We start from the raw sequence: 12,102 nt of genomic DNA on the forward strand, positions 1-12,102 counted from the left end.
GGAGTGGCCCGCCGCGGACGCATTCAGGGCTTCAGGTACCAGAGGTGGGCGCCAGCATTGACGTCCGGCTCCGCGGGGTTGCGCTCCAGCAATCGCGTCACCTGCACGTGCAGCAGCCCCTCCGTGGACGTCGCCGCGCGCACCAGATTCCACTCCCCCAGGTCCCTCAGCCGTTCGAACCAGGCATCGTCATAGGGCATGACAGCCATTTGCAGCTCCTGCTGCTCCACCCGCTCGCCCAGCCTGTCCAGATCCGGAATCACTACCACCGAGAGCCTGTCCAGCCGCGGTGCGCCGCGGAAGTAGCCGCGGAAGGCACGCAGCTCCAGCTGCGTGGGCGCGAAGGACGCCACCTGGAAGGGGCCGCTGCCCACGGGCCGCTTGCCAAAGCCATCCGGGTCCGGCTCGTAGGCCAGTCGTGGCACGATGCCCGCGGGCAACAGCGGCGCGAGCGCGTCCGGCGCGTCCAGGAGCAGCGTCACCTGCGAGCCGCTCACACTCATCTCCCGGATGTGCAGCGCTCGCGTGGACCAGGGAGAGCCCGGCTGCTGCATCCTCTGCAGGGAGAAGCGCACGTCCTCCGCCGTGACGGGTGAGCCATCATGGAAGCGTGCCTCGGGGCGCAGCGTCACTGTCACCGAGTACAGCATCACGCCTCCCCTTTCCACGGGCATGGGGGCCGTCCACCCCACCGCCAGGTCCGGCACCACATCTCCCTTGGGGCCTCGCCGCCCCAGTCCGCGGAACACCAGTCCCAGCACGCTCGAGCCATCCACCGGCCCCGCCCGCACCGGATCCAGCAGCTCCAGCTTGCGGAAGTCGCCCATTGCAAGTGATTGGGGCGCCCGGACCTCCACCTTCCGGGTGAAGGACAACATGGCCCGGTCCACACCCGGCAGCTCCTCGTTCGCATCCGCCAGGAAGCGCAGCGTGTGCGTCCCCGGCTTCAGCAGCAGCTCCTGCTGCGTCCCGCTCTCCGTCGAGCGCTGCCCCGGCTGCAGCGGGCCGTGAGGCAGCTTCGCCAGTGGCGCGTCATCCAGGAACCACTGCACCGTGAAGGGCTGCGTGGCCGCGCTGCCAAGGTTGACGAGCGCCGCTTCCAGCCTCAGTGGCTCGTCCGCCACCGGCCCGTCCGTGTTCGGCGTCACGTCCTCCACCCGCAGGTCTACCGTGGTGCCCTCCCAGGCCAGCACGTTGGTGGGCTGCGCACCGAGGATGGCGAACACCAGCCCCGAGCCCAGGGCCTCCGCTGGCGCCTCCACCGTCACCCGCGCGTTGCTCCACGAGAGCACCTTCGCGGGGTGCCCGTTGAACAGCACCACCGTGCCTTCCGGGCTCACCAGCCCGAAGTTTCCTCCCTCAAGCACCACGGTGCTGCCTGGCGCGCCTCGCGCCGGCTTGAGCGCGGTCATGAAGGGCATGCCGCGCCAGTTGCGCAGCCGCGTCTCGGCGATGCCCGTCTTGCGGCCCACCTCCGCGACCATGGCCGTCGTCTGTGTGTAGCGGGTGAAGTCGTCCACCGTGAAGATGGCGATGCTGTTGAGCGCCCGCACCTCTTCCGGGGTGATGCCGGGCAGCACGCTCACCGGCGCCGAGCTCGTGCTGTCATCCAGCGGCTTGCGCATGCCCGTGAGCTGGTTCTCCAGCACCTGCGCGAAGTCCAGCTTCAGCAGGGTGTCGCTCGTCTGGCCCAGGTCCACCGTGCGGAAGAAGAGCCGTCCGTCCGGCGCGCGGCGCATCGTCACTTCCACATCCAGCGCCATCTTCTTGATGGCGAAGGACACCTTGCGTGCATAGGATTTGAGCGCCAGCGTGTCTTCAGCGCGATCCACTTCCGCGGAGAGGGCATCCACCAGGTCCGCCAACTGCCATTCCACATTGTCATCCAGGCTCATGGCTCCTCCAGGGGCGTGGGTGCCGGCGCTGGCGCCGGGAGGGTGCTTTTCTCGACTCCGATGGTGAGGGCGATGCGGCCGAGCCGGCCGCCGGAGGGCGTCTCGCGCGTGGAGGGCAGTGCCACCACGAGCCGAGGCTCTTCGTCGGGCGTCCGGGTCTCGTCCAGCCTCACACTGGCGGGAAGGTCCAGGTCCAGGCTCGTCACCTGGAGTTTCACTCCGACCTCGTCGTCCGTCTGTTCAACGGAGGTGGCGAGGTCCGAGAAGATGAGGGTGAGCATCTCACCCAGGGTGATGTCTGGCATGGCGCGGGCACGAAAGGAAATGAGAGGGAAAAGGGCCGGGAGGCCGGCGGCACGAGGCCGCCAGCCTCACCGGCGGTGATTCAGACGATGGGGCCGTCCTTCACCACGGGCGTGAACGTCTCCGTGCGGAAGTTGAGCTTCACCTGCCCGATGATCTCCGCGCTCATCGTCACCGAGTCGAACGACTCGGTGTCCACGGTGGTGACCTTCATGCTGTCGTAGCTGGCATTGAGCGAGGCGCCGAAGAACCCGCCGCCGAAGCGCGTGCGCACGCTGGCCGACATACGCTCGCTGCGGTAGTCGCTCTCCCGCTTCTGTTCCACCTCCGAGGACTCCACGCGGAAGGTGAGCTTGGAGAGCAGCTCCCCGTTGGTGATGACGATGCGGGCCATGCCCTCACGCGCCATGGCGCGCAGGTGCTCGATCATGTTCCTGGCGAGCTGCCTGCCGACCACGTTCCGGGCCGTCTTCACCCATTCGCTGGTGAAGGAGATCCCCCCGCTGCCGGAGACCGAGTCCCTGTCCGGATCGAAGGTGAGCAGCGGCGCGCCAGCGGGGTCGAGCAGGGTGCTGGTGTCTCTCACCAGGGCTTCACCCACCAGCGTGAGGTTCTCCTTCGCGGTACGGGGGGGGATGCCCTTGTCCGCGTCCTCGGGGGTGGCCTTGAAGATGTATTTGGTGCGGATGCTGGTGCCGCCGCTGCCGTCGGGGTACTGGTTTGCCAGGTGGGAGTTGATCTCCGCGGTGGTGACGTTCTCCGCCTGGAACTCGGTGAGCGACTTGGCCAGGGAGGCGACCAGATCCGCGTACGCTTGCATCTGCTTGACGGTGGCGGTGGTGATGGCGTTGAAGGTGCCGTCGATGAGGCCCGTAGTGAAGGCCACGAAGCCCAGGTCCTTCACCCGGCTGACGGCGTCCGCGGCCGTGGTGGTCGCGTCCCCGATGGCGGTCGGGGCGATCGCCCGCTGGCTGCTCGCGGGGCGCGTGGCGAGCTGCTGGATGGCGCTGTGCACGGCCTGTCCCACCGCCTCGCGCACCTCCTGGCGCTGGCGTGCGTCGGGGATGGAGGCGACGGCGTCGTCGATGGCCTTGACCAGGGGTCCCAGCTCCTGCTCGAAGGACGACTGGCTCTTGTTGTTTCCGCGGGCCTTCGTCTTCTTTTCCATGGTGTGTTTTCTCGTGGCTGGTTGTTGTGAGCGCCGCGAACGACCGGTGTCCCGCGGGAAGACCCCGGCTCCCCCGGCTCTCGAGGGAATGAAAGAGCGTCACCCGGAGCGGCAGTGGCGTCCTTCTTTCGTGCGATGGATGACACTCTGCACGAGGGGTCTGACATTTCGATAATCCATACAGGCACCTCCCCGGGCGCCTTTCCTGGCATGTGTATGTATTGAGATGCGGAAAGGCGTGGGGGACTCAGCGACCCGGCCCGTCCATCTCCCGGCCAGGACTCCAGCAGGCCTGGACGCAGGCTTGGGAACGTGAGCTGAAAATGAGTCGCAGGGAGTAGGGTGACGAGTGAAATTTGGCGGCTCTCCTCACGGATTGAGGCGAGCGCCATGTCCGCCGCCGTCGAGCAGCCCGGCGCTGTCTTGGAATGGAGGCGCCGCATCGAGCCCCCCCGGCCCAGCAGCGGGCCGGGGGGCGAGGACAGGTGAGGGGAGTTAAGGTGTAGACCTCAACTTGAGCAGGAAGATGTCGGAGCAGCCGTTGCTCACCAGCTCGGTCGACGCGTCCTGGCCGAAGCGCGCCCGCCCCTCGAGCTCGCCGATCACCAGCGCATTGCCCGCGCTGTCGAAGGCGATGCCGAGGCCGGCTTGCGTTGTGATGTCGCCGTGGACCTGGCTCCAGTGATGAGTCCCGTCCTGGTCGAAGCGGGCGACGAAGGAGTCATATCCACCATGGCCCGTGCGAGGCCCTCCTCCGAAGTCCGTGGGTCCCACGAGCTCGCCGGTGATGGCGATACTGCCATTACTGGCCACGGCGAGCGCCTCGGCGGCGTCCGTGTTCGGCCCACCAAAGCTCTTGCTCCAGAGGTGATTGCCGTTGGCATCCATCTTCAACAGGAAGATGTCCATGTCGCCCGCGTTGGGGAGGGGGGGGCCTCCGAAGCTGACGTTGTTGCCTTCGAAACCGCCCGTCACCACCACATTGTTCGCTCCATCGGTCTGTACGTCCGAGCCGACCTGCATTCCCGGTGCTCCGAAGGATTTGCTCCAGAGGTGGGTGCCCGTGGCGCTCAGCTTCACCACGTAGGCATCCGTATCCCCCAGGCTGATCAGGGGCAGTCCGCCGAAGTTGACGGTGTTCGAGAATCTGCCCGTCAGCAGGACGTTGTTCGCCGTGTCCACGTCCACTCCCTCCACGCTATCAAATGCCGCCGAACCCCAGTTGTGGGCCCACAGCGGGCTGAGGTCGCTCCCGCGTAGCTTGACGACGAAGGCATCCGCCCCGCCAGCGGTGGGGTACAAGGTGCCGTTGACGTTCAGCGTGCCCCAGTTGCGCCCCGCGACGAGCACATCCCCCTGGGAGTCCACGGCCATGCCCCACACTTCCTGATGCTTTGCGCCGCCAATGGCCGTCCAATTGAGGAGGGTGCCGTCAGGAGCCAGCTTCACGACGAAACTGTCCGAATCACCCGTGCTGGTGAGAATGTCCTGGTTATCGAACTTGAGGGTGCCATAGAAGACTCCCGATACCACGGTGTTGCCCGCTCCATCCGTGGTGACATCCAGGCTGACGGCGTAGTTCAGGTTGCCGAGTCTGTGACTCCAGACGTGGTTGCCATTTCCATCGAGCTTCGCCACGAAGGCGTCGGTGCTGTCCACGCTGGTGAGGGGGGCGCCACCGAAGTTCACGGTCCCATTGAAGTAGCCGCTGATGACCACGTTGCCAGCGGCGTCGGCCTCGACGCCCTGTCCCCCCTGGCAGGCGGCGTCACCAAAGCGCCGACTCCAGACGTGGATGTCATTGCATTCGGTGGAGCCGTCACAGTCGTCATCGACGGTGGTGTCGCAGGTATCTTTCGCCTGAGGGAGTCTCTGGCCCAGGCAGGGGCCAAAACTACCGAAGCGGTCGCAGGTACGGGTGCCGGCGCTGCACCACTGGTGCGGGCACGAAGTGCCTTCTGGGCACAGCGTATCTTCCGGGCCTCCATAGCAGAGTTCGGTGCTGCGGAACGTGCAGCGCCCGCAGGCCTCGTTGATGGTGCCGTTGCAATTGTCATCGAAGGGTGTCCCGCAGTTTTCGGCGGGCGAGGGAAGGACCTGCCCCTGGCAGCCACTCCAACTCATCCCCAAGGGGTCGCAGGTGTTGGTGCCAGCCCGGCAGATGCCGACACCTGAGGGGCCGCTATAGGGGCAAGAAGCGGAGGCGCCGGGCGTGCAGATGGGTCCGTGGGGAATGATGAGCGTGTGGGACTGACAGGAGGCGCTGCCGCAGACCCCCGCGGCGCTGCCCGTCACCGTCCACACCTCTCCCACGGGCGTTCCCAGGTAGCCCACATGCACGTCGGCGGTTCCACCCAGCTTGACCTCCACGCAGGTGCTGCCGTCGGGCCCCGTATAGCTGGCCCTGGAGCCCGCGTAGTCCTTCCCCTCGGCCACCACGGGTACGCCCACCACGGGTTGTCCCTGCTCGTCCAGCACGGTGACGTGCACACAGCTCTTTTCGCTGATGGGCACGTCGGCGTTCCACCATGTGAAGTGGGCTACCTCCACTACCCAGACGGCACGGCCATCGTCCGTGGTGCGTACGGTGCCGGCTCCCTCCTTCACCCAGAGGCCTCGATCCAGGTCCAGCCACCATGCGGGAATGGTGTCTCCTGGTTGGAAGTGCGAGGCCAACGCCTCGGGCAGGGGGAACTCGAGCGTGGCATGCGCGCCGGGCGCGATCTGCAGTGGCTGGTCATTCCCTCCCTTGAGACTCACTTCGGCCATGAAGATGCTCTCCATGGAGACGCGCTCGCCAGAGCTAGAGACCACGCCCTCCAAGGGACCCGGGAGGGCCGCGAGAGCGAGGGTGGGATCCAGCGGGGTCACCTGGAGCTGGACAGGACCGGAAACAGGCTGTCCGTCCACATCCGCCACGGCGTTGGCGGGCAGGGTCACGCTGACGCCCTGGTGCTGGACGGAGACTCCGTTCTCAGCCAAGAAGGGGACGGAGGTTCCCACGGGGAGCAATCGCACCTGAGCGCCAGCGTGGAGGCCTTCGCTCAGATCCACACTGACGGCGGCGGAGGCGTAGCCGGGGACATCGACCCGGGTCGTGAAGCGGCCGGGAGGAAGTTGTTGCAAAAGCAGACGGCCAACGCCATCGGTGGGCAGTAGCTCGTCCCCAAATGATATGGCAGCGGAGGGGATGGGCTGACCACTTGCATCCAACACCTGCAGCAGCAGGCTGGTACCCGAGGGCTTCGTGGCGTCAGGGAAGGACCGCGGAGAAACATACTGCTCGGCGCTGGACTGGTCCTGGGTGCTGAAGCCACCCGCGACCAGCACCCGGCCATCTTTCAACTGCGTGAGCGTGTGCCCATAGCGGCCCACGTTCAGCCGGGCCGCGGCGCTCCATGTCTTCGCGCCCGGGTCATACACCTCGGAGGTGGAGGAGATGCCGGTGTACTCGTGGTAGCCACCCGTGACCAGCACCTCGCCCGAGGGCAACAGTGTGGCCGTGTGGTAGCGGCGCGGCTGGCCCATGGCACCGGTGGCCGTCCACGTCCCCGTGTCCGGGTCATACACCTCCGCAGATGCGGCCGGCCCCCGCTCGCCACCCCCACCGCCCGTGACCAGCACCTCGCCCGAGGGCAACAGTGTGGCCGTGTGGTAGCGGCGCGGCTGGCCCATGCCGCCGGTGGCCGTCCACGTCCCCGTGTCCGGGTCATACACCTCCGCTGAGGCGAGGAGGCCTCCGTTGTCGCCGCCCGCCACGAGCACCCGGCCCGAGGTCAGCAACGTGGCCGTGGGCTGGGCGCGGGCCGTGCCCAGAGCGCCTGTGGCTGTCCACGTCCCCGTATCCGGGTCATACACCTCCGCCGAGGCCAGCACCCGGCCCGCGCTGTCGGTTCCTCCCACCACCAGCACCCGGCCCGAGGGCAGCAGGGCGGAGGCATGAGAGGCCCGGCACGCCCCCAGGGCGCCGGTGGCCGTCCAGGCGCCCGTGGCCGGGTTGTACACCTCCGCGGAGGTGGAGGCCTGGCAGTCTTCGCCGCCCACCATCAACACCCGCCCGTCCCGCAGCGTCGTCATCGAGTGGGCGCGGCGGGAGATAAGGGTGTCCCCGGTGCGCGTCCAGGTACCGGTGGCCGGGTCATACACCTCCGAGGTGCGATTGTAGCCGCCGGCTATCAGCACTCGTCCCCCCGGCAGGGGCGCCGCCGTGTGCAGCACTCGGCCCTGGGCCAGGTTGCCAGTCGTCATCCACGAGGCGTCGTCTCCCTCGATGGATGCGGAGAGCCGCCACTGCCGGGCGACCTGCTCGGGATGCGGCCCGGTCTCTTCCTCCGAGAGGGTGCTGCTACAACCAGTGCCGCCCAGGGCCACCAACCCCAGCACCGCCACGAGGGCCCGATGCGCCCACTCCCATCCGCGAGCGGTGCGCACTCCCCGGCTCCTGGCCTCCTGACACGACGCGCTTCCTGTCACTGACTGCCTTCTCATGGCCATACAGCCTTTCGCTCGGAACAGGCTCTTCGCGGTGAGCTGGCGGGGATCGCCAGCGGCACTCGGGAAGCGGGCCTGTTCAGAACATGTTGGATTTATACTCCCGGGGTGTAATCATGAGAAACCGAGAGTTAAATGATGAATACCATGCCGAGGCATCGACTCGGTGAGGTCATGCATGCACTGGATGTGGATGAGGCAGTGGGAGCGTCGGCTGGGGGTATTGGCTGTCGCTCTGGCAGTGGTACTCCCGTTGTCTTCCCGGGCCGCGGAGCACACGCAGCCGCCGGCTTGGAGCCGGCAGCTCGGCACGAGCGCCTACGAACAGGCCTCCGCGGTCGCCGCCGCTCGGGGTGAGGTGTATGTGGCCGGCTACACGGGGGGGCAGGTGGGCGCGGACCCCGCGAAGGGAGGCTATGACGGGTTCGTGATGAAGCTGGGCGTGGACGGGTCGCCCACGTGGACGCGCCAGTATGGCTCGCCCAACAACGAGTACGTCACGGGGCTGGCGGTGGATGACCGGGATCCGAAATCCGTTGCCATTTATGTGGCGGGCTACACCACGGGTGGGTTGGACGGCCAGACGAGCGCGGGGGGCAGCGATCTCTTTCTGGTGAAGTATGACGCGGCCGGCACGCGTCTGTGGACGCGCCAGCTTGGCACCGGCCTGGGGGACTTCGCGCAGGGCGTGGCCACGGCTCCGGACGGCAGTGTGTATGTGACGGGCTATACCTCTGGCGGGCTGGATGGCAATACCAACGCGGGTGGGCAGGACCTCTTCCTGGTGAAGTACGACGCGGCGGGCTCGCGACAATGGACGCGCCAGCTCGGCTCGGCTTCCAATGACCAGGCCCGGGGCGTGGCCGTGGGCGCGGACGGCGCCGTGTATGTGACAGGCTTCACCTCCGGCGGGCTGGATGGCAATACCAACGCGGGTGGGCAGGATCTCTTCCTGGCGAAGTATGACGTAGCGGGGACGCGGCAATGGACACGCCAGCTTGGCACCAATGGGCTGGACGTGGCCCAGGCGGTGGCCACTTCCCGGCGCTCTTCGGGTGAGACGGAGATCTACGTCGTGGGCCGCACCCGGGGCAGCACCACCGGGACGGGCCTGGATGGCAGGGCCCAGTTGGGTGACTACGACATCGTCGTGTTGAAGTACGACGCGGCGGGCACCCGGGTGTGGACGCGTCAGGATGGGACCGTTGGCGAGGACTCCGCTTCCGGCGTCGCCTCCGACGGCGGGGGGAATGTCTACGTCACCGGCTCGGTCCCGCTGGACCTGATGTCGGGGGCCGCGCTTGGCAGCAATGACCTGGTGTTGCTCAAATACGACGCAGCGGGGGCGCGGCTGGGCGTGAGGCAGCTCGGCTCCGTCAACGACGCGAATCCCTCCTTGCGGAGCGACTGGGGGCTGGGCGTGGCTGCGGATCGGGAGCGTGGCGTCTACGTGGCGGGTTACACCGAAGGGGGCCTCGGCACATCCACGGGCGGAGCGGGGGACAAGGACGCGGTCGTGGTGAAGTACCTGGACGGCTGTGAGGTTAATGCACCGGGTGCCTGTGCGTTGGGTTATGGCTGGGGCAAGGTCACTCCACCGCCGGCCAGTTGGGCCCGCCAGCTCGGCGCATCCGGAGATCAGTATGCCTATGGCCTCGTCCACTCTCCCCTGGGCGGTCTCTACGCGACGGGAGTCACCCAGGATGGGTTGGACGGCAATACGAGCGCGGGTGGCAGTGATCTCTTCTTGGTGAGATACGACACGCAGGGCGCGCGGCAGTGGACGCGTCAGCTGGGCACCTCTCAAGAAGAGCTGGCCTACGCAATCGCCAATGATACGGGAGGCAATCTCTACGTCGCGGGTGCCACCGCAGGCAGCCTCGGAGGCTCCAATGCGGGTGATTACGACGTGCTGCTGGTGAAGTTCGACGCCGAGGGCCGCGTGAAGTGGATACGCCAGTTCGGCTCTCTTGATTTCGAGCTGGCCACGGCAGTGGCCGTGGCCCCGGATGGGAGCGTCTACGTGGCGGGTTTCACCTATGGCAACCTGGATGGCAACACCAATGCCGGCGAGCTCACAGGGGACGCATTCGTGACGCGCTACGACCCGGAGGGCAACCGCCTATGGACGCGGCTGCTGGGCACGAACATGCATGACCAGGCTGAGGCCATCACCGTCGGCGCGGATGGCACCCTCTACGTGGCTGGCACGACCGAGGGCAGCATGGATGGGGTGACACAACAGGGAGATGCCGACGCGTTCGTGGTTGCCCTGACCGGCGAGGGCAAGGTGCTCTGGCGCAGCCAGTTCGGCTCGGCCGGTTACGACTACGCCGTGGGCGTGGCCGTCGACGAGGTGGGCCGTGTGTACGTCGCCGGGGGCGTCGGCGCGTCGTTCGATGGTAACCCACAGCTGGGTCAGGAGGACCTGTTCCTCACGCGTCGTTCTCCCTCCGGCGCGAGGGAGTGGAGCCGCACCTATGGATCGGCGGAATCCGACTTCGCTGGAGGGCTCGCCCGGGATGCGGCGGGCAACCTCTACCTGACGGGCAGTACCCTGGGTGCCCTGGGCGCTACCTCTTTCGGAGGCCAGGATGTGGTGTTGCTGAAGTTGGACGCCGAGGGATTGCCGCTCTGGACCCGGCAGAGTGGCACCGACCAGGACGAGCATGCGGAGGCGGTCTGCGTGGATGACTCAGGCGCCCCCTATACCGCGGGAGGCACCCTGGGCGCCTTCGAAGGCCAGCGCAACGCGGGAGGCTATGACATCCTCCTGCAGAAGCACGCGCCATGACTCCTGTCTCTTGCTTGAACCTCGTGACGCTTCCTGCCTGGAGCTGCCTTGGAAACCTTCCTGTCGAGAGATGGCACCCCGCTCGCCTATGCGCGCACTGGAGCGGGACCTTCACTCGTCCTGGTGCACGGGACGAACTACGATCACTCCACGTGGGATGTCGTCATGCCCGCGCTCGCGGCGCGCTTCACCGTGTACGCCCTGGATCGGCGTGGACGTGGGCGGAGCGGGGACGCGTCCTCCTACAGCATCGAGCGCGAGTACGAGGACCTCGCTACCCTGGTGGACGCGGTGCCCGGTCCGGTGGTGCTGCTGGGGCACTCCTTTGGGGGGATCTGCGCGCTGGGGGCTTCGCTGCTCACTCGCAACCTCGGCAAGCTCATCCTCTATGAGCCCCCATTCGCGCCGCTGGAGCGCTTTGGCTCGCCCGAGGCCCTTCTCCGGATGGAGGTGCTCGTGAGCGAGGGGCGTTACGCCGAGGTACTCGAGACGTTCCTGCGAGAACTCATCAGCGTGGACGAAGCGGAGGTACAACGCATGAAGACCCTGCCTGACTGGAGCGCGCAAGTGGCCTCGGCCCACACCCTGGCGCGCGAGGGGCGCGTCGTGGAGGTCGCATGGCGGGACCTCCAACGCTACGCGGCTCTTACCGTGCCGACCTTGCTGATGCGCGGCGGCGTCAGTCCCTCGCTCTGCGCCGAGGTAGACGAGGCACTTCAGGGCGTGCTCCCGCGCAACCGCCTCGCTGTTCTGCCCGACCAGGGTCACTTCGCCATGCTCACGGCGCCCGAGCTCTTCGTTCGCGAGGTGCTTACCTTCGCCGAGCTCTGATCAGGGCTCATGGGGCGGCGGAGCCTCCGCTCGGGATGTTGACCCTCTCCGCCGAGCGGGCTCAGGATGGAGGGCTGCTCCCTGGCATGGAGGTCACATGAAGGCCTGGCACATCGCCCAGCTCAACGTCGCTCGAGCCATCGCGCCGCTCGACAGTCCGCAGCTCGCGGACTTCATGGCGGCGCTCGACCGTATCAACGCGCTCGCCGAGTCCTCTCCCGGCTTCGTCTGGCGCCTCAAGAGCGATGACGGCAATGCCACCGACATCAAGGTGAGCGACGATCCCAACTTCATCATCAACATGTCGGTCTGGGAGTCGGTCGAGCTGCTGTTCGAGTTCGTCTACCGCTCGTCTCACACGCCGGTGATGGCGCGCCGGCGCGAGTGGTTCGAGAAGTCGGCGGAGGCGTATCAGGTGATGTGGTGGATTCCGGCCGGCCATGTCCCGACAGCAGAAGAGGCGATGGCGCGTCTGCGGCATCTGCGCGAAAACGGACCCACGCCGCACGCCTTCACCTTCCGTGAGCGCCATCCCGCGCCGGATGAGGACGGCGGCCGGATCGACATGCGTCCCGAGCCCTCCCGTGTGGGTCGGGCGTAGACGCCACCCTGCTTCAGTC

At 67.2% G+C, this 12,102-nt stretch carries 7 protein-coding genes; 3 read left to right on the plus strand and 4 right to left on the minus strand.

Annotated elements, in window-relative coordinates; all coding sequences use genetic code 11:
* Window positions 1–23 precede the first annotated feature (23 nt).
* The 4 genes from DAT35_RS01915 to DAT35_RS01930 all read right to left on the minus strand — a co-directional run bounded on the left by DAT35_RS01915 (window position 24) and on the right by DAT35_RS01930 (window position 7,797).
* Complete coding sequence (locus DAT35_RS01915) at window positions 24–1,895, minus strand: ABC transporter substrate-binding protein (RefSeq protein WP_108065143.1); 1,872 nt, start codon at window positions 1,893–1,895, stop codon at window positions 24–26.
* A complete protein-coding gene (locus DAT35_RS01920) occupies window positions 1,892–2,200 on the minus strand; it encodes a hypothetical protein (protein WP_108065144.1) in 309 nt (102 codons plus the stop codon). Before DAT35_RS01920 ends, DAT35_RS01915 begins: the two co-directional genes overlap by 4 nt.
* A gap of 80 nt (window positions 2,201–2,280) precedes the next feature.
* Complete coding sequence (locus tag DAT35_RS01925) at window positions 2,281–3,366, minus strand: hypothetical protein (protein ID WP_108065145.1); 1,086 nt, start codon at window positions 3,364–3,366, stop codon at window positions 2,281–2,283.
* 495 nt (window positions 3,367–3,861) lie between these two features.
* Entirely contained in the window at window positions 3,862–7,797 is a 3,936-nt protein-coding gene (locus DAT35_RS01930) for a kelch repeat-containing protein (RefSeq protein ID WP_158501507.1), read from the minus strand.
* Window positions 7,798–8,110: 313 nt separating this feature from the next.
* Between DAT35_RS01930 and DAT35_RS01935 the strand changes: the two genes are divergently transcribed.
* From DAT35_RS01935 to DAT35_RS01945, 3 genes are all read left to right on the plus strand, one after another.
* Window positions 8,111–10,651, plus strand: a complete 2,541-nt coding sequence (locus DAT35_RS01935; protein WP_158501508.1) for an SBBP repeat-containing protein — start codon at window positions 8,111–8,113, stop codon at window positions 10,649–10,651.
* Window positions 10,652–10,699: 48 nt separating this feature from the next.
* A complete protein-coding gene (locus DAT35_RS01940) occupies window positions 10,700–11,482 on the plus strand; it encodes an alpha/beta fold hydrolase (protein WP_158501509.1) in 783 nt (260 codons plus the stop codon).
* 97 nt (window positions 11,483–11,579) lie between these two features.
* On the plus strand, window positions 11,580–12,083 hold the full coding sequence (locus DAT35_RS01945; RefSeq protein WP_108065149.1) for a DUF3291 domain-containing protein: 504 nt from the start codon (window positions 11,580–11,582) through the stop codon (window positions 12,081–12,083).
* The last annotated feature ends 19 nt before the right edge of the window (window positions 12,084–12,102 follow it).

This window comes from Vitiosangium sp. GDMCC 1.1324 (assembly GCF_003044305.1).
Taxonomy (GTDB): Bacteria; Myxococcota; Myxococcia; order Myxococcales; family Myxococcaceae; genus Archangium.

What these genes read in the sequence shown, in the direction of transcription:
- DAT35_RS01915 (WP_108065143.1), bottom strand. Translation starts at nt 1,895, where the DNA reads ATGAGCCTGGATGACAATGTGGAATGGCAGTTGGCGGACCTGGTGGAT.
- DAT35_RS01920 (WP_108065144.1), bottom strand. Translation starts at nt 2,200, where the DNA reads ATGCCAGACATCACCCTGGGTGAGATGCTCACCCTCATCTTCTCGGAC.
- DAT35_RS01925 (WP_108065145.1), bottom strand. Translation starts at nt 3,366, where the DNA reads ATGGAAAAGAAGACGAAGGCCCGCGGAAACAACAAGAGCCAGTCGTCC.
- DAT35_RS01945 (WP_108065149.1), top strand. Translation starts at nt 11,580, where the DNA reads ATGAAGGCCTGGCACATCGCCCAGCTCAACGTCGCTCGAGCCATCGCG.